Genomic DNA, 17467 nt, shown 5'->3' with positions numbered 1-17467 from the left:
GAGCGGTCTCAGGTAGCCTCTCGTTGTTTGAGTGTGACCTCGAGGTCGCCTGCCAGACCCGCAAGGAGTACCACACCGACCCAGAGAAGGATATACCAACCGAACGGTCCCGGTCCACCGAACCGGGGACTGAAGTACCCCTGCCACTCGCTGTAGACCGAGGCGAGTAGTAATATACTGACCAGGAGAACGGGCGAGATGGACTTCTGCCTCGTGGAGGACAGAACTGGAACGAATCCGAGGGCAAATATCCCGGCCGTAATGTAGACTCCTGTGAAAGAAACGTCCCAGAGAACACCATACCGGAAGTAATCCCAGAGAAGGGCAGCGACACCTGCATGGAGAAGGCCGGCAACCAGCCCGTAGATGGCCGGAGTCGTCGATACGGATGGGCTCTCCGAGTCTTCAGCCATATCATGTAGTGGGAGTCACCGTCACAAAGACCCACTGGTGGATTGACACGCTCCGGAACGTGCAAAGCCGATATCCAACAGCACTTCTGCAAGTGAAGGCGACGAAATAAGCGTTCGATACAACGGCGACGATCCCCGGCGGGGGACGTGATCGAATCCAGTTCATCGACACTGGTTCTGCCTATAACCGACCCTACTCCGTCTGTGGGTTCACGCGAACGAAGTAAGCGAGTGGGTTGGGGCAGGTAAGGGGCGTGATACGTACGAACTCTTCCGCCCCAGGATCGCGCGCGAGACGTCTTCTAACGGGCATCTGTGACAATCATGACCACGGACAAAACCGATCTCGAACCGCTTGATCCGACGACAGCGCAAGAACTCTTCCTTGATCACAAGGCGACGAATTGTACCAAAGCCACGGTCCGAAATCACCGCTACCATACGAACCACTTCCTCGACTGGTGCGACGAAGCGGGAATCGACAACCTCAATGACCTGTCCGGTCGAGACATTCAGCGATTTCGGCTGTGGCGGAACGAAGTTGCAGACCTCTCCAAAGTCACGCATATACTCGGAAAATAATCGCAACAGCCACGAGCCTAGGACGGGAGCGAAACGAAACCATCTCCTGAGCCGGACGATCCGTCCATCGGACGCTGGAGGTGGAAACCCGAGACTCGTCGTGATGAGCATGAGTGAGTAGCAGTATTTTCACCGTTCCCGACCAGTTCAAGTGCGAGCGGAACGCTTCGGTTTCGTCCGTGAGCCGGTATCGTTTGTCACTGATGTACCAGTCGACATCTGTTGACGTGATGGCTCGAGTCAGGCGGGCAACTGCAATGCGACGCTGTACATCTGACCGACTGATTCCGCACCGATTTCCGTCGCGAGGCGCTCGGCCGCTGTCATCAGAGACGCCCCCAGTTCGCCCGACACCTCGGACGCTGCAGTCTGCGCTACCTCAGCGTGTGCCTCGATGTGGCCCGTGGTCCACGGAACCGGGTCCAGCAAGGTCCGTTGCCGGTCGAACTCCCACCCATAGCCGACGAATAGTCGGCGAAGCACCGTTGCCGGATAGAACGTTAGCGCGGGCCGCCCTTCGGCCAGTTCGGTCGCGGCGTTCTCGAGCGCGAAGAGTTCGCGCACAGCTGCGTCGTCAGGAAGCGGTTCGTAGTCGTCGATGACGAGATGGCAGCCCGGAGTAGCGACGCGCGTTAGCTCCGCCGCGACCGACTCGAGCCACGGTGGCGGAAGCACGTTGAACAGACCGTGAGCGGTGATGAGATCTACGGAATCGATAGCCAGCGGGAGGCGTCGAAGGTCTGCCTTCAGAACGGCGGTCCGGTCGGCGTCACCACTGTCGACTCGCTCGTAAACGGCGTTCGCGTGTTCACCGTCATCTGTGACAGCATAGACGCGGCTTGCACCAGCCTTGAGCAGCCCGGCGGTCGTGTTGCCAACGCCTGCGCCGGCTTCGAGGCAAACCCGCCCGGTCACGGGACGGTCTGCGAGCGCAGTTGTAACCGTCGTGGGGACGTCCATCGGTGATTTCGCGGCGCTGTACCCTCGTCGGGTCAGTGGTGCAGTTGCTCGGGAACGGGACTTTGCTCGTGGCGCAGCCGCTCGATGAGCGACCGCTGGGCTTCTTCGGACATCCCGTCGTAGCGGTCGGCTGCGTCGAGTACCATCGCAACGAGCTTGGGGTCGCCTGGACTGACGACGCTCGTGAGCCCCTGTGCGGCCGCGAAGTCGAACCGCTCCCGGATCTCGTCGGGCGTGTCGACCGGTTCGTACCAGTTCGCGTACGGGCGGTCACGCTCGGGCAGTTCGTCGGTCGAGGGCCACGGTCCCTTCGCGAAGGCTTTGATGCCGAGCGTCCCCACGTCCAGCTCGTCCGCCCGTTCGAATACGGCCTCGTAGTCGTACTCGTCATCATCCTTGCCGGCAACGACTGGATTCAGTGGAAACATCACGGTCGCCAGGTCGTCGATGCGGTCGAGGGCGTCGAGGATGAGCTGGGGATCGCCGTGGCTGGTCAGCCCGATGTGGTCGACGAGTCCCTCCGATTGAGCCTCGCGGAGGGCCTCGAGGGCGCCGCCCTCGCCCGTGATCGTTTCCAATTCGTGTTCGTACTCGAGGCCGTGGATCTGATAGAGGTCGATCCGGTCGACACCGAGGCGGGTGAGTGACTGCTCGAGCTTTCGCTTTGCTCCCTCGTACTCGCGCTTCTGAGTCTTGCAGCCGAGAAAGATCTCCGCGCGGTGTTGGCGGAGTTTGGGACCCAGCTTGAGTTCCGCGTCACCGTACGTCGGGGCGACATCGAAGTGGTTAACGCCGTGGTCGAGTACGAGTTCGACCAGCTGGTCGGCGCCGTCTTGCTCGAGCCAGTTGAGCGCGATCGCGCCGAAGGTCATCACGGTGCTGTCATGGCCGGTTTCGCCCAGCGGACGCGTCTCCATACGCGGCCGTCAGCATCGGCGTGCATAAATCTGCCTCCCGCCGTCCCAACGAGTTCGTTCGCGTCGCGTTTCTTGCTGAGGACCGCTTCGCCCTCATCCGTGAACCGGAGTTCGCGGTCATCGGTGCACCGATCACCCTCCGTCGATCGAAAACTCAAGTAGCGATATTACAAGATGATCGATGCCCTCTCCAACAACAATCTCGTCGTTGAGAAACGCGACGGATCGCGTCGGCTTGTGCAGATCAACCGCGACCGGTTGACCCGCCCAGACGAGCCCTATCTCGAAATTCCGCAGTCGGAGTTCCACGCTCCAGTAAAGGCTGCGACGGAGACGTTGCTGGACGAACTCGATGGTGTCCTTGCCGTTGTCCTCTATGGGAGCGTCGGCCACGGTGAGGCCGACCGCCACAGCGATATCGACCTCTGGGTGCTGGTGCGTGAGGACAGGACGGGAAATCAGCGGCGGGCGAACCGCGCCAGGCAATCCCTCGAAGAGGACGCGTTCGACGGCGACCGCTACGCTTTCGAGACCGACTTCGAGAGCCTGCAAGCCGTTTCGAACGACGCGGACGAACTACGGGAAATCCTCCGCGACGGAATCGCCGTCCATCGAACGGACGAGTTCGATACCGTCTGCAAAATGGTGCTGCACGGTGATGCTAATGAGAGACCCATCCACCGTCAGGAATACCGTGCCATATTAGTGAACACAAAAAACTTATAAAATGTGATACGAAGATACGATCCTCACGAAGACAGTGAAGAGCTCTGGAACCTGAAAAAGCAGTTCGAACTTGAGCTTGGGAGCAACACTGGGGGAGCAGAAAAGGAGAGTACATATCGAACAAAGCTCGACGGGACATACCGGGATCGATATCTCCAGTGGGCTGCCGACTGTGTAAATAACGAAGACTGCATCGTTCTCGCTGAGGTCGATGGCGAGGTGGTCGGCTACGCGTTTGTCCTCCCGGAACGACTCGCCATGATCTGGGACGCTGCAGTACTCAATGAACTGTTCATCAAAAAGTCACACCGTGGAACAACAGTCGCAACTGAACTTATGGACACTGTTATCACCATCGCTGAGGAGCAGAATCTTCCATTAGACCGCATCGTCCTCGACGTCGATCAAGAGAACGATCGTGCGCAGGCCTTCTACGATCGATATGGATTCGAACACTGGGGAGAAATGGTTGCTCGACCACTCTGAGCGGTGTGCTTCACGTCTCGACTTGTGAGTCCACTCCCTCGGTTAGCTGTGGAGAAATCCGCATTCTTGACAGAAATAACGTGCTACACTCGGAGGGTGAGTTCAGCACGGCGGGGACGTTTGTTTCACGCTTAAAACGGTGAACCGCCTGCTCAGTGAACCTGCCTATTGTGCATTTGACCGCTCTCAAGTGTTCGAGTTCGGCAGGTTTCAATAGAACCGCAGTTTAAAACAGTGCGAGGCGTACTATTTTCACATGTATAGAACAATTATGGGCCTCATCGGAGTCATCATCGCGGTGTTTCCAGCGAAGATTCGCTACCTCTATGAGCAATTTGCTCTCAAGAACCCTGACGAGGTCAACGCGAAACCCTGGTTTACTCCTGCAATCAGAGCAGAAGGGATCGTCTTCCTACTCGTCAGCATTGCTGGGGGAAGAGCATACACTGCATCAATGTACGTTCTGGGAATTGCGGGAGCTGTCGCACTCTTCATTCCGAAGCAGGCACTCAAATTGAGCGAGAATTACGCCTACGAACGACCGGAGACGATAGAGTGGAACGAGGGACTGGTTACGGTGATCCGTTGCTTCGGATTGGGTTACCTTCTTATCGCGCTCAGCGCACTCTCCAACCGAAACCGGGATATTGACCGCTCCTGATCGGTGAACCGATACACTTCTCACCTGTACGTAACACCGAAATTTGGAAGATCGTGTGGCCAATATACGCCCTGAGTTCAGCACACAGTACATGAGCTGTCCAGTTCTTGTCAGAAGCGGTGCGACCGACTCAGAGGATGAGTTCAGTGCGACAATCTGCCGAACCTTCACACGTGGTATAGGGTCTGGCGCTTACTCGTGTGATCACGTGGGACAGAAATCTGTCTTTGTCGAGGGGCGCCGCTATCATCAGTGAAGCATACGCAAGATACGCGCCTTGGGTCTTGTTTAGACGGTCGATATCATCTGAGTTAGGCCCTGAGAGATTGTTCGATGTTTCTCACGGCGGCCTTAAGGATGAGTTCTCGGAACTGTCCAAACCACGGTCTTGACTTAAGTGTTGAACCGAAACGTTTGCGCAGCGCGAAAAATATCGATTCTGCGATAGACCGTTGATGGTAGGTTTCATCATCAATCCGAGCATTGTGTGCTGCATCGAGCGAGTAGAACTCACGATGCTTGATGACCGGTCTAATTCCCTCTTTTCGCAGCATGTGGCGGAGTTCGTCCCAGTCAAACCCTTTATCAGCGACGATAGTTTCCACGGTACTGAGATTTCTTTTCAGAACTTGCCACGCAATCTGCGTGTCGTGTGGTAGGTTCATCGAGCAGTGTACATCGAGAATAGCCCGCGTAGAACAGTCTACAAGAATAGTGGTTTTGACCGACTCAAACGTCCCTCTGACGCGCTTTGCGTAGTTGTAACTCGACGAGCGATGAGCGATACTAGTCGAGTCGATTGCCTGTACCTCTCCAGTATCGAATAGTTCCGCAGTCAGCTGCAACAGCATTCGCCAGACAGGCATCTTGAGATCTTGCTTTCGAGCACAAACGGTGGTGAAATCCGGTAGCTCATCTGGCGAAAGACCAAGTTTAGCGACAATAGCAGGCATTTCCCGAAGCACATCTAACAGTTGTCGGTAGGAGTGATCGAGGTATTCTCGAAGGCCGTGAATCGCCACGATTACCCAATCAGCATAGCCATCTTTTCCTTTACTGAGGGGTTTTCTCGGATCGCTTCCGACAGCTTTTTGAGATAATTCAACGCATCGTCCGGTGAAGCGGGCCAGTTCGGAGTGCACATCCACCTGTGCTCGCTTCATTTCCTAGAAATCCAGACATAGAGGCAATATTACTAGCGTCTAAACACGGCCCAGAAGTTCCCCTCAAAGAGCCCTTCATCATCTCGGAGATTGATCTCGTCCTCGTCCTCATCTTCGTCTACTTCGATCTGGAAGACGTAGGCTGTGTCTCCGTTTTTCGCGGACTTCCTTCGGATGAAGAGGAACGATCCGGAAACGCGATTTCGACTGATCGCAACGTCGAGTCCCATCTCAGAGTATGTCGCCCAGTTAGACTCTTGTTGCGTCTCGCGTTCAGACTGGACGAACGCTTTCAAATCATCGAAAAACGCCGCTTGCTCCTGAGAACTCAATCGGTCAGACGGCTGAATCTGCTCGGCCGGCAACTCGGAGTCGTCGATTGGCAGTTCCGGCTCTTCTTGATGTGATGGGAGCCAGAATCGGAGCCGCTGACCGACTTCTTTCGTTTGTAATTTCTCGCATGAGGTGAACCGATCAGTTCCTGAAACACCGAATCCGCTGTCATACCATCCGATATGACTTTGCTCCGGGCGATAGAGGACGTACTCGTTAGTCGGAATTGGCTTGTCAATCGTGAACAGAGGAATGACGTACTTGTCCCCGTCTGATGTTTTAATACCAAGTTCCTCTTTCGCACGCTCTGCGGCCGCAGCAACGTCGACGGGCTCGTATTCGGTCCCGCGGAGGTCCGTTCTGAGCAATTCGGCCTCTGCATAGCGCCAGTCGCTGAAGAGTTCCTCCATCACTGTATAACAGTAATGAGCTTATTTAAAAATCTGAAAAATACTTCAACCGGGTTATGCGCCAAGGGACGTATCGCCGTGATACACCTATTATGACCGTCGGTACCGTGCCCGGCGTCGGGAACGGGATGGTCGCTAAGGACCTCTATAACTTCGAGGCCATCGGCTCAGGCACCGCGAACCCGGCCTATTCTCCGTACGATTGGCGAGTGAGCCACGACGTGACGACTGGCAGCAGGTGAGCATAGCAGGTTAGGCACACTACGGCGGCGGCGCGGGAGACACCGTTTGTAAGCCGCTCCATCACCCGGAGCTTCTCACACCCCTCCAAACGATTATTCTACTTCTAGGTGACCGGCTACTATGGGTTTCGATACTGCACAGTGAATAGGCCAGTAAGTTACTGACGATTGTCCTACTCTATCTGAATTCCTCGCTGAGATGCGCCTCGATTTCGTCACCGAGTGTAGCCAGTTCTGCCGAGATATCGTCATCTCGATCAATAGAGTTCTCGGTTACGCCGGCCCCCTCGTCGAGAGATAGGTGTTCGTCGATGACTTCACATTCTTCCTCCCAGTCGGAAACGCTCTTGATCGTATATTTCTGGCGTCGCCGCCACCTCCCCTCCTGGTTCTGCCAGAGGTAGACCATTACCTCGTTCGTCTCGTACGATCCCTTCTCGATGACATTGACGATGGCTTTCCACCAGCCATCGTTCTGGAAGACGGTTTCGCCGACGCCAACGGTGTAGTAGTCACTCACCGGGAACGCTGTCGTCACCTCCGATGGCGGATCACTGCGGATGTATTGGTCGATTATCTCGCGGTCCGTTTTCCAAGCCTCCGATGTCTTTACGACGTACTTGTTTTTCCGCGTCCAGTCGTCATCCCGATGCCAGAGGTACACTGCAGTCTCGTCGGCGTCCGAATCAGTGTCGAACTGATACGTGACGACTGCTTTCCACCAGTCGTCAGTTCGATACAGATCGGTTACCTTGAGGACCTGCAGCGAGTCGTGAACAGGAATGTCCGCTTTCGAATCAGTCATCGATTCCTATCCAGCCGTAGTCGCCGCGCCGCTTTGAGTTCCTATTTCGGAGAGCGAACATCTCGCCCAACACCATTATAGCATCATCTCATCGTCGAAGCTATCGACAATCGCACCTAATTCGCCCTCGATAACTTCGTCGTCCTCCTCGTCTTTCCGTGATCTGATGTAGTTCACGATCGCGTCAGTTGGGTCACCTGCGTTCTGACCGAATTCCTGCTCAGCGAACTCGAGTCCACCGGCAGCGTACTGCGCGATAACGCGTTTCTGCTCCTCTCGGTCGACGAGCGCTTCTGGATCATTGGTATCTTGAAAAGCGAGACAGGCGGCTACCGTGTGAAAGAGATCACGCGAGTGGACGTTCTGAAGCCCCGCCTCGCCGTTCGTCTCGGCGTCAGAATCGCCCTTGTAGTCCTCTCGTTTCACCTCCTCTTCCCGATAGCCAACGACGGCTAGAAACAGCAGTACCTCGTAGTAGTAGTCAAAGACCTCGTATTCATCGACGAGTTGCTCGTACAGTTCCCCTTGTTCGTATTCGATGAGAAGTTTTCCCATTTTTAATCACCTGCAGTTACAATTTGGTCTGCTTTAATTTGCGTCTGTGGAGAACTATCTCCCCCATCTCCCTCGTCGAAGTCAAGCCAATACTGTTTGCCGGCGATGTCACGCATCTCCTCTTCGACGGGTCCCTCCCACTGGGAGTCGGTCGCGAAGACTACGACCTGGGTCGCCAGTTCCGGAAGGATTCGGCTCACTTCACGTCGGTGGTCTTTATCGAGCGCACCGAACGGCGAGTCCATCACAAGCGGATAGATACCGCCGGTGAAATACTCCGTGCTGGAATCGTCCTCGTACCGTTTTCTGGCGATTTTGACGAGGCTCCCGACGAATGCGAGGCTGGCTATCTGCCGCTCGCCGGTCGACTTATCCACTTCGACGCGATCGTCGTGGACTGATTGCCAAATTTTGAGTTCGAAGTCGTCCGTAATCTCCGCTTCGAGGTCCTTACTTGCGATTTCACCGAAGGTCTCATTCACCACCTGATTCGACCAATTCCGGACACGGTCCTTGAGGGTCTCGAACGTGCTGGAAATTTCTGCCTTGACCTGTTCGGCCGCTTGCTGGCGACGCTGTGCGAGACGTGTCTCTTCGCGCTCGTCTCGCTGGTCGGAGATTGCGTCTTCCAACTGCTCGATTTCCTCTTCACGGGTCGAAATCTTCTCGTCGATTCCCCCCTTGTCACCGATCAGCTGATCTTTCTCTTCTTCTTTCCGCTCGCGCTCGGCTTCGAGGTCGCTAATTGATTCTCCTTCGGGGGTAGTCCCCTCGAGACCCTGGAGTTCCGTACTGATCTCGTCGATCAACTCTACTAATTCGTCGATTTCCTCGTGTTTTTCCTGCCGACGCTCGATCAGCGCATCGACTTCATCGAAGAAGGCAGCGTGGCCGTCAGAGAACTGGCGGAGGTGACCGACGATACGCAAAGACCCCTGTTCGACTCCGTCCGAGGCAACCTCGCCGCGGAGCGAGGATACCTGACTGTACGGTCCCGTGTCTGGCTCCAGGTCGCGACCACAGATACAACGCTCAGCCTCGAGCAGCGAGTCGAGGAAGTCGTCGCTCAGCTCCGACGGGATGACTCCTTCCTCTCTGAGCTGATCGATTTCGTCGGCCGTTTCCCGTATCAATGGCATCGCGAGCGGGATGAACCCGTGTTCCGTAATGGTAGCCTTTATCTGACTGTTGATCTCTTCGACATCGGCTTCCAGTTTTTCCTTCTGCTCACGGTACTCGCGCCGGTTCTCCTGAAGTTGAGCGCTCTCGTCGAGTCGCTCGAGCTTCTGCTCGATGTCGGAGATTTCCGTTCGAACGCGATCGATCGCACGTTCTTTGTCCTCTTTCTTCCGTTCGAGCTCTTTGATGTCCGATGCAATCGATTGCTTCTCATCGATCAGCTCCCGGAGTTCCTCACTGGCACTCTCTTGGACCTGTGACTCGAACCGACCGGCGACCGTATCCAGATGTCGCGTCGCCCGTTCAAGGATGGTCAGTCCCATGATGTTCTGAATCGCCTCCTGAATGCGGTCCTGATTGTCGATGCCGGCCAACTCGTCGATATCCTCTCCGTCGAAGAAGAACAGCTCGCTTAGCCGTTCCGGAATGATCTGACTAAGGACGTTCCCCGGATTGTTCAGTTGCGTCGGTCCGCTGCCATCGTCGTATTCGACGGCGAGAGTCACGTCTTCTAGCGTCCCGTCGAAATCCGTCGGCGACTGTTTCTCGTATATGGCCGTCCGAGTCGCCGTGTATTCAGCCCCGTCGTGGGTAAACTCTAGCGTGACCGAAACCGACACCTTGTCGCCCGGACTTGCGCCGGCCATCGCGCCCTCACTCGCTAACCGATCGGGCCGTGTGTCGAAGTCGACGTCCTCGTACAGTAGCCAGGTGAACGCGTTCAGCAGGGTGGTCTTACCGGATCCGTTCGATCCATGGATTACGGTTACGTTGTTCGTCTCGCTGCGCGCGAATTCAATCTCCTCGTCGCGGAACTGTCTGAAGTTCTGGAGTGAGAGTCGGCGAAGTTTCATCAGTTGATCTCTTCTTCAATAATCTGCTCGATCTCGTCGTTGATGCCGATCGGATTATCGAGGTTGAGCTTCTCCTTCTCGGCGGCCAGTACTCGTTCACGGATTCGCTTTCGTTTTTCCTCTGGAATGGATATTTCGTCTCCGCTGTCAGTCATCACTACTACCAGATGCTGATCTCACTTATATCTTATAATGAGCAATATTCGTGTATATGTAATAACGATAGAGTGCCTCGCCGTCATGTGGCCGAGTACGACAGGAAAGACGAATGACCCTACGCCCCGAGAAGATCGTACTGTCGCTTGAGCTGTTGTAGTGATCCGTCAGTTGTCGGCACGCCATCGACATCCGCGTCGGGATGATTGCGAGCAGCGTCTGCGAACGTCGAGACGCGCTCGAGTTCTTTTTTGAGCAATCGACGCTCTGCCTCGTATTCGCTCCCCGAGAGAAACGCTGGCCGGCCGTTAACGCTTGGGACGGTGATGAAATCGTGAATGACGGCGAACTCTTTCCCAGGGTGTGTACGGAGAATCCGACCGCGGCGCTGGACGTACTGACGTGGGTTACTCGTACTCGCCAGGATGTATGCGCTTCTCGTTGCTGGCACGTCGACGCCTTCGTCGAGACAGCGAATCGAGGTGAGTACGTCAATTTCACCGACATCGAAACGTTCGAGCAGTTGCTCTCGTTCGGACTGTGACTCTCGTGCAGTGAATCGCTCGACAGTAAGACCGCGCATCGTTCTGAGTCGGTCGGTCGTCGCGTCAACGTGTCGTTCGCCTGTACCCGGTTCGACACCGGTCGAACCGTCGCTACAGTAGACGAGCGTATGGCTCACCTCCGACTCCTGATCGAGGAGATCGACGAGGACATCGAGTTTCCGTTGCGCCGTCCCTATTAATCGCGCACGTTTGAATAACGTCTGCTGGAGCGCCGGGTTGTCTTCGAGTGCGACATCGTCAGAACTTGACGCCGCTAGACGGCCGATTTTCGCCGTCAGTCGCCGATATTCTTCGATCTCTTCTGCAGCGAGTTCGACAATGTGGGGGACGTAGTAGTACTCACACAGTGCGCCGGCGTCGATTGCTTGTGAGAGCCCGTACTCGAACACCGTCTCACCGAAATACTGTCTGAGCGCCAGGGTCCCAGATTCGTCGTACCACCGTTCTGGCGTTGCCGACAGCCCTAATCTAAAGCCGAACTCCTGTGAGAGTCCCTTTCGCATCTGTTCGGCGCCGAGGTGGTGCACTTCGTCGCCGATGATCATCATCGGTCCAGTTGCCCGCTGAAGCGTTCGCTGCGTCGGTTCCATTGAGAGCGTCCGGTGCGTGGTGACAACGACACACATAGACCGGGAGCCATGGTTGAATTCGAGGAGTTCGCGCTCGAGACGGGGCTGCCAGTTTGCACGCGACTGGTAGGCCAACACTGGACTGACACCGAACGCCTCCAACTCTTCGGTCCACTGATCCACAAGGTGTTGGTATGGAACTGCGATGACTAGGAAGAGTCCCGTATCCAGCGAATTAACGACGTGAGTGGCAGAGAGTAACGCGGTAATCGTTTTTCCGGTTCCGGTCGCCATGTTGAGAATCCCCTTACCGCTGGCATCGACCCACCGCTGGATGGCTGTCCGCTGATACCCTCGCGGTTCGATCCAATCCGGCGGTTCGAGCGCTGTCATCGTTACTCTCGGATCCTTCCGGAACGCTTTTGCTTCGTATAGTCACGCGTTTCAATGCCGCCGACTTTTCCTTTTGATCCGTCCGATGGGTAGAATTGTATCAAACATCTGAATGTTTTCATCAGTACTGATGAGACGTTTCATTCGGTGGTACTTACCTTTCCTGTCGAAAGGTCGCTCACGACGATACGGCGAGAAGACCGATCAACGAAACCGTCATCCGAACGGTTCCAGTGTGAGGTCATCGAACTCGTCTATTAGATTGTCGAGAATGCCATCAGACTCCGCTGTATCGTCGTTGGGTCGTCAGCTGTTTCGCTTGCTGGTTGCTCCGTCTCGGAGTTTCCCGGTTAGGATCCGAGCCAGTCTCGATTGTAGAGACTCTCTATTACTCCTAGACCGGACTGTATCCTTTCGAAGATGGCGCGAAAACAGAAGCAGCGGCCACTATATTTGTATTGACGATCGGTAATAACCTCGGCCCACAGAGACTATGTACAACGTCAAATAATTCAGTACAAATGACTACGGATACGGGCTATCCGGTATCACTCCTTCTCGAGGGGCCGTTATTCAGTGATGAACTCGAGACACAACCACAGCACTTCAGGCGCGAGCACGAAGTCGAGAGCCTTCGGCTCGTCCCCTCAAAGTCCGCTGCGAGCGGTGTTCACACGATATATTTCCGACCGGAACACCGCCACTGGGCACTCGTAAGGCTCGCAACTCGTTACCGAGGCTTGTTCGAGATTCAGCTCCACCGTGGCATGTCTGGCGAATATCAGCTACTCCGCCAGGACTTCACGTCCGCTGATCTCGAATTCCTGTCGGATATCATTCCCCGGCCCCCGGCGGAGTACAGTCCGATCGTTTACGATATGCTCTGGCTCACCGCGACGTACGACGAGTATATCGCCTTAGCGAAGGCGATGGCAAATCGAGAGACGTTCGTTCTCAGGGACCTTCTTCGGTCGGTGTCAGATGTTGATCGTGATGATGAAAGTTTCTTCACGCGATTCGTCCGAAGTCACCTCATCCGACCGAAGATGGAGACGACTGACGACAGCCACCGACGATCCAACCCGGAAAAAGCCGATATTTCGGTCAATAGAGGGATGGAATACGAGGTGACGGATGACGGTGACGAAGCGCTCCGTGGAATCGCCGCTGAGCACGAGCGAATCTTTGAACAGAAGGAGTTCGAGCCGCTGCTGATAAACCCTGACCTAGATCCGCTCGAGCATCTCAGAGAGCATGAGCCCGAGTCGCCCAAGCCGAGACTATCGGTCGAAATCGAAGAAGTTGAAGACGAAGCCGGTATCCTCGGTGAGATTGCCGAATCGTTCGCCCCGCTTGAGGACGAACTCGATTCGGCGACTGAATTGCCAGAGACGACACAGAACACCGGTGATATTGAGTCGACTACGACCGAAACGTCGGAATCGACAACTGGTACTCGCGAGGCGGCGGCCACCGCGGGTGATCGCACTGCGGCAGGGACGGCGTCTAACGCTGGCGATCACGTCCACCGACCGAGCGGTGGAAGTGAGAGTCGGCGCGACGGCCGATCGACTGAAGACGGAGCACCTTCCCTTGAGGAGTCGACTGACTCCCGCTCCGACGGTGCAGATACCGACGAGCCGATGGTCGGAGACTTCACCCGAGCGGAGGTCGTTGACGCAGCTATCGCAGCCGCCACGATGATCGATGACGCGAACCTCGTGCGGACATCGGCGGTCAAAACAACCGTCTGGGAGTCAGTCGAACTCGCGGATCGAAACCGAAACGATCTCTGGGAAGCTGTCCGCGACGTACTTATCGCGATGGATGACGTCCACGGACGTGCAGGTGGCCACATCTGGACCGCGAGCACGTTTGATTGACTTCCTCCCGCCCTGACCGGCGAGGATACCCACGAGACCGCTTCTCGCTTTGGTAAGTAATAGCGGGTTCACAAACCGGCCCCGTCTTGGCCGAAAGCTATCGATGTGGACTTTGCCGTGCATTTCAATTTATATTTGATCGATGATCGAGGGGGAGTACAATGGTCCGATTTCCGATGATATATATGCGGTCTCTGTCAGTTTGCAGGCCGCAATCAGACATCGGAAAATGTAGTAATAACAACCAGTATTGGAAACGAATATGTAATATTGGGAGTAATAAGAAGCAAATAGATCGTGTGGTGGGGTGTCACACAGGACGCTAATTCGGGTACACTATATATGGCAAACGATCCACTCAGTCCGTTCAAGAAGCAGATAGATAGCGGAGCGACGTTCAAGTCTGACCTGCTCAGCGGGCTCGACAAAACCGAGTGGCCGGGTCGGATTGACTACGTTGCGAGTCGCGTCACTCACGGCGATTACGCAATCGGACTCGGCTCGTCGAATCCGGAGTATCTAACCGACGGCACCGACCTTGAGCAGGCAGCTCGTGACTACTATCTCGAGGGAATCGCCGCGCTGACCGGCGACCGTTCGCGGCGGTCGGCGCTACCTAACCGGTTCCGACTGGGAGACCTCTTAGTGGAATTCGCCGGGCTCAGAGACGGACTCGAGCACGTCGACCGGCACGACGTGCCTCCTGGAGAGATTCTCTCCCGGATCATTGTACGAACCATTCAGCGACAGGCCGGTGAGAAGAAGGCACAGCTCGCTCGACAGCTTAGGGCAGATGCAGAGACCCCCCGAGAGCTGGTCGCAGAGCTGACGACGGTACCCGAACTTGCACCGATGGTTCAATCTGCACTGCCGGAGTCGGACGATCCAGAGACGCTGACGACGAAACTTGCGTCACTGGATCTGACGACCGAACTCTGGGATCACCAACTTGAGGGTCTTGCCCTCTGGCTGCACCACGGTATGAACGCGTACGTTGACATGGCGACGGCGACTGGAAAGACAGTGCTCGGTCTGGCCGCCGTCGCACACGCCGTGGACTCTGGGTCGCTTCATCCCGCCGACCAGGAGCGGCTGGATGACATCTTCGATGGAAATCTTCCCGAACCTTACCGTGACCGCCCGAACGATGTGCTCATCGTCACGACCGACGATCTACTCGGTGTACAGTGGGCACGGCTGTTTCAGGACCACTGTCACACGCCGTCGTCGTTCACCAACGTCGACGACGGTGGCATCCAGCTCCCGTGGGGACGGATAGACATTCGTTCGGCTAGGGGGCTCGCCGATGTCGATCCAAGCGACTATCGGTTAGCAATCTTTGACGAGGTACACAACTACTCAGGGCGGTCCGGATGGGGAGACCATCTGCTCGAGTTCGTGGAGTCTCCGTGCCCAGTCCTCGCACTGACCGGGAGTGTCACCGATGAATTGGAGTCGCTGGTCGCGCAATCTGACCGTCCATTCCCGCTCGTGTATCGGTACACACACGAACTCGCGCTTGCCGATGGCGTTATTCCTGATTTCGAATGGACACTCTCGTTTACCGACATCACCGACTCCGACGCGTTCACCCAGTTCCGTGAGACGGCCGAACTGTTCAACCAGGTAGCCGACTACGACGCCGGAACGTACCGACTCGAACCGGACGCACTCGCCGACGCCGCGCCCGAACTTTCGTCGAACAAGGTGATGACGATGGCCGGTGAATACGTCTCTGGATCAGCACTCGCCACGGGACTGCGAGAAGCTGGCGACGACGGTACTGCACCAACCGACTCTCTCGAGTCCTTAGCTAGCGGTGTGAGTAATCGGACAATCCACCGACTCAACCTCAGGGCTGATCTCGAACCCGTCATCGAGATTGCCGAAAAAGCACTTTCTGAGGAACGACCGACACTCGTACTTACGCGATCGTACGGCGAAGCCAAGGAAATCTGGGAGGCACTGTACGATCGTGACGACGACCGCTATGTCCAGAGACTCAAGGCAGACGGGTCTGCGACTGATCACGACGACACTATTCGGGCATTCGATGAGGTCGATACCGACGAGAAGGTGCTCATTGGCCCCGGCAAGCGCATTGGACAGGGTAACGATATTCAGTCCGTCGAAGTCGGGATTAACATCGCACGTCCTGGGAGCGGCGTCAACGCATCACTCGTCCAGCGTCTGGGTCGTCTGCTTCGGGACGCTGGTGGGAAAGACACGGTCGACTTCTACCACGTAGTCGGCGTTCCGCCGGCCGATGCGACGATCAAGCCTGACGGCGAGTCGTTCGTCCGGACGGTCGCTGAGTTCTTCGGGCAAGTGCTCGAACCCGACACTGACGGTATCCTCAAACCGCCGTCTGTCGGTATCGAGGATGGGATCGAGTCGGAAATTGTCGCGCTTGAGCAGCAGGGCGCACCGAGTATCTACGGTGACGACCAGTCAACTGTCATCGAATCGGCCTACGCGGCCGCAATTGACGAGCAAAGTGAGGGTGACTGTCCTGCCGTCTCCACTGACTGGTTCTCCGCGGCTTTCGGTGATGAGGCACAGCCCAACGTCCGAAACAGAGCGACTGCCGGGCGGGTCGGGCGGACCAGTAATGATGATACCGACGCGCCCGTTTCTACACAGGAACCGGATTCCGAAGTCGACGGCTTCACAAGTGACGACGGAAACCGGTCGGACGAAGACGAGGGGGAAACTGACGTGGGCAAAACAGTCGAGGACCGAGAGATCGGCGACGAAAGCGATTCGACGGGCCAGATAGGTTCGAAAACCGGTGTCGATGGCGATATATCGCCGCTTGCCGAGCACTACGACGCGTTCCGTAGTCTTGGTATAATTCACAAGGCGCTTCTCGAATCCGCTGAATCAGACATTTCGGACTCAGATCCACTGGTCTGCTGGATCGAGGACATTCGGTCGATCATCACAGACGTCGGCTACGGTGAGCAAGAGAGTGGCTACGGGAAACAGCAGGTAGATCGAAGCGAAATTTCGATCCACGATTATCGAGAGGAGCACGGCACGGGAGACCGCGTGACAGACTTCAACATCGTCTCTGTTCGTCGCCCTTCGAGTGCGGTCATGGTACTTCTCAAGGACTCGCTTTCGGGACTCTCGTCGTGGGTCGTACCTGTCGCACCCGAGAGTGAGGTCCCGCTGCCGGTTCTCGTCGAATCCGAGGCAGAACTCGAGCGAGCACGGGCACTCCTCGATGAATTTCCGGCTGAACCACCCGTTCTCATCGACGAAGTGTCCGATATGAGTGACGACGAAGCTTCAGGTGAGTTGGCAACAGCGGAACAAACCGAAACGCCCTCGGGAGACGACCCCGTGTCGGTCTCGCCACCATCGGACACGCAGGAATCCACCCCAACGCCGGTCGAAGATGTCCGTGGAGTGTCTGGTTCGGTAGCAGAGGCGCTACGTGACGCTGGCTACGAACGCCTGATCGATCTTCAGACTGCTGCGGACGAAGAGCTTGAATCGGTCGATGGCGTCTCAGCACAACGCGTCCAGCTTATCAGAGCGACGGTTGGGACCCGATAAACAACCGGGACTACGTATTATTGGGAAAATGGTAGAAATCTGGAAGCGGT

At 56.1% G+C, this 17467-nt stretch carries 17 protein-coding genes; 7 read left to right on the top strand and 10 right to left on the bottom strand.

From position 1 onward, the window contains the following. Positions 1-8: 8 nt before the first annotated feature. The gene (locus NJT13_RS02995) at positions 9-413 is read right to left on the bottom strand and encodes a hypothetical protein (RefSeq protein ID WP_254524011.1); all 405 of its coding nucleotides are present in this window, start codon (positions 411-413) and stop codon (positions 9-11) included. A gap of 324 nt (positions 414-737) precedes the next feature. On the opposite strand from NJT13_RS02995, the gene NJT13_RS02990 reads away from it, so the two are divergent. Continuing rightward, positions 738-995, top strand: a complete 258-nt coding sequence (locus tag NJT13_RS02990) for a hypothetical protein (protein WP_254524010.1) — start codon at positions 738-740, stop codon at positions 993-995. Between the two features lie 240 nt (positions 996-1235). Here the strand turns inward: NJT13_RS02990 and NJT13_RS02985 are convergent, their stop codons facing one another. Continuing rightward, positions 1236-1955, bottom strand: coding sequence for a class I SAM-dependent methyltransferase (locus NJT13_RS02985; protein WP_254524009.1), 720 nt, complete (start codon positions 1953-1955; stop codon positions 1236-1238). Between the two features lie 32 nt (positions 1956-1987). Further along, on the bottom strand, positions 1988-2872 hold the full coding sequence (locus tag NJT13_RS02980; RefSeq protein ID WP_254524008.1) for an aldo/keto reductase: 885 nt from the start codon (positions 2870-2872) through the stop codon (positions 1988-1990). Between the two features lie 174 nt (positions 2873-3046). On the opposite strand from NJT13_RS02980, the gene NJT13_RS02975 reads away from it, so the two are divergent. The 3 genes from NJT13_RS02975 to NJT13_RS02965 all read left to right on the top strand — a co-directional run bounded on the left by NJT13_RS02975 (position 3047) and on the right by NJT13_RS02965 (position 4745). Beyond that, positions 3047-3598: a nucleotidyltransferase domain-containing protein gene (locus NJT13_RS02975; RefSeq protein ID WP_254524007.1), complete on the top strand. Its 552-nt coding sequence runs from the start codon at positions 3047-3049 to the stop codon at positions 3596-3598. Between the two features lie 3 nt (positions 3599-3601). Beyond that, complete coding sequence (locus NJT13_RS02970; protein WP_254524006.1) at positions 3602-4084, top strand: GNAT family N-acetyltransferase; 483 nt, start codon at positions 3602-3604, stop codon at positions 4082-4084. Positions 4085-4340: 256 nt separating this feature from the next. After that, positions 4341-4745 (top strand): hypothetical protein, encoded by a 405-nt coding sequence (locus NJT13_RS02965; protein ID WP_254524005.1) that lies wholly within the window; start codon positions 4341-4343, stop codon positions 4743-4745. Positions 4746-5056: 311 nt separating this feature from the next. On the opposite strand, the gene NJT13_RS02960 is transcribed toward NJT13_RS02965, so the two are convergent. Both NJT13_RS02960 and NJT13_RS02955 read right to left on the bottom strand, forming a co-directional pair. Further along, on the bottom strand, positions 5057-5887 hold the full coding sequence (locus tag NJT13_RS02960; protein WP_254525370.1) for an IS5 family transposase: 831 nt from the start codon (positions 5885-5887) through the stop codon (positions 5057-5059). A gap of 53 nt (positions 5888-5940) precedes the next feature. Further along, a complete protein-coding gene (locus tag NJT13_RS02955) occupies positions 5941-6651 on the bottom strand; it encodes a hypothetical protein (protein WP_254524004.1) in 711 nt (236 codons plus the stop codon). Between the two features lie 92 nt (positions 6652-6743). On the opposite strand from NJT13_RS02955, the gene NJT13_RS02950 reads away from it, so the two are divergent. After that, positions 6744-6893: a hypothetical protein gene (locus NJT13_RS02950; protein WP_254524003.1), complete on the top strand. Its 150-nt coding sequence runs from the start codon at positions 6744-6746 to the stop codon at positions 6891-6893. A 178-nt stretch (positions 6894-7071) separates the two neighbouring features. Here the strand turns inward: NJT13_RS02950 and NJT13_RS02945 are convergent, their stop codons facing one another. The 5 genes from NJT13_RS02945 to NJT13_RS02925 all read right to left on the bottom strand — a co-directional run bounded on the left by NJT13_RS02945 (position 7072) and on the right by NJT13_RS02925 (position 11970). Beyond that, positions 7072-7557, bottom strand: coding sequence for a hypothetical protein (locus tag NJT13_RS02945; protein WP_254524002.1), 486 nt, complete (start codon positions 7555-7557; stop codon positions 7072-7074). Between the two features lie 216 nt (positions 7558-7773). Continuing rightward, positions 7774-8253 carry a hypothetical protein gene (locus NJT13_RS02940; RefSeq protein WP_254524001.1) on the bottom strand — a complete coding sequence of 160 codons (480 nt, stop codon included), beginning with the start codon at positions 8251-8253 and terminating at the stop codon, positions 7774-7776. Between the two features lie 2 nt (positions 8254-8255). Further along, positions 8256-10286: an AAA family ATPase gene (locus NJT13_RS02935; RefSeq protein ID WP_254524000.1), complete on the bottom strand. Its 2031-nt coding sequence runs from the start codon at positions 10284-10286 to the stop codon at positions 8256-8258. Further along, on the bottom strand, positions 10286-10441 hold the full coding sequence (locus tag NJT13_RS02930) for a hypothetical protein (RefSeq protein ID WP_254523999.1): 156 nt from the start codon (positions 10439-10441) through the stop codon (positions 10286-10288). Before NJT13_RS02930 ends, NJT13_RS02935 begins: the two co-directional genes overlap by 1 nt. 119 nt (positions 10442-10560) lie before the next feature. Continuing rightward, entirely contained in the window at positions 10561-11970 is a 1410-nt protein-coding gene (locus tag NJT13_RS02925; protein WP_254523998.1) for a DEAD/DEAH box helicase family protein, read from the bottom strand. Positions 11971-12491: 521 nt separating this feature from the next. On the opposite strand from NJT13_RS02925, the gene NJT13_RS02920 reads away from it, so the two are divergent. After that, positions 12492-13853, top strand: coding sequence for a hypothetical protein (locus NJT13_RS02920; RefSeq protein ID WP_254523997.1), 1362 nt, complete (start codon positions 12492-12494; stop codon positions 13851-13853). 342 nt (positions 13854-14195) lie between these two features. Then, on the top strand, positions 14196-17417 hold the full coding sequence (locus NJT13_RS02915; RefSeq protein WP_254523996.1) for a hypothetical protein: 3222 nt from the start codon (positions 14196-14198) through the stop codon (positions 17415-17417). The last annotated feature ends 50 nt before the right edge of the window (positions 17418-17467 follow it).

The sequence above is a fragment of the Natrinema caseinilyticum genome (assembly GCF_024227435.1).
Lineage (GTDB): Archaea > Halobacteriota > Halobacteria > Halobacteriales > Natrialbaceae > Natrinema > Natrinema caseinilyticum.
This window is presented reverse-complemented; position numbering and strand designations above follow the sequence as displayed.

What these genes read in the sequence shown, in the direction of transcription:
- NJT13_RS02990 (WP_254524010.1), top strand. Translation starts at nt 738, where the DNA reads ATGACCACGGACAAAACCGATCTCGAACCGCTTGATCCGACGACAGCG.
- NJT13_RS02955 (WP_254524004.1), bottom strand. Translation starts at nt 6,651, where the DNA reads ATGGAGGAACTCTTCAGCGACTGGCGCTATGCAGAGGCCGAATTGCTC.
- NJT13_RS02985 (WP_254524009.1), bottom strand. Translation starts at nt 1,955, where the DNA reads ATGGACGTCCCCACGACGGTTACAACTGCGCTCGCAGACCGTCCCGTG.
- NJT13_RS02915 (WP_254523996.1), top strand. Translation starts at nt 14,196, where the DNA reads ATGGCAAACGATCCACTCAGTCCGTTCAAGAAGCAGATAGATAGCGGA.
- NJT13_RS02940 (WP_254524001.1), bottom strand. Translation starts at nt 8,253, where the DNA reads ATGGGAAAACTTCTCATCGAATACGAACAAGGGGAACTGTACGAGCAA.
- NJT13_RS02980 (WP_254524008.1), bottom strand. Translation starts at nt 2,872, where the DNA reads ATGGAGACGCGTCCGCTGGGCGAAACCGGCCATGACAGCACCGTGATG.
- NJT13_RS02930 (WP_254523999.1), bottom strand. Translation starts at nt 10,441, where the DNA reads ATGACTGACAGCGGAGACGAAATATCCATTCCAGAGGAAAAACGAAAG.
- NJT13_RS02975 (WP_254524007.1), top strand. Translation starts at nt 3,047, where the DNA reads ATGATCGATGCCCTCTCCAACAACAATCTCGTCGTTGAGAAACGCGAC.
- NJT13_RS02950 (WP_254524003.1), top strand. Translation starts at nt 6,744, where the DNA reads ATGACCGTCGGTACCGTGCCCGGCGTCGGGAACGGGATGGTCGCTAAG.
- NJT13_RS02920 (WP_254523997.1), top strand. Translation starts at nt 12,492, where the DNA reads ATGACTACGGATACGGGCTATCCGGTATCACTCCTTCTCGAGGGGCCG.
- NJT13_RS02925 (WP_254523998.1), bottom strand. Translation starts at nt 11,970, where the DNA reads ATGACAGCGCTCGAACCGCCGGATTGGATCGAACCGCGAGGGTATCAG.
- NJT13_RS02995 (WP_254524011.1), bottom strand. Translation starts at nt 413, where the DNA reads ATGGCTGAAGACTCGGAGAGCCCATCCGTATCGACGACTCCGGCCATC.
- NJT13_RS02965 (WP_254524005.1), top strand. Translation starts at nt 4,341, where the DNA reads ATGTATAGAACAATTATGGGCCTCATCGGAGTCATCATCGCGGTGTTT.
- NJT13_RS02935 (WP_254524000.1), bottom strand. Translation starts at nt 10,286, where the DNA reads ATGAAACTTCGCCGACTCTCACTCCAGAACTTCAGACAGTTCCGCGAC.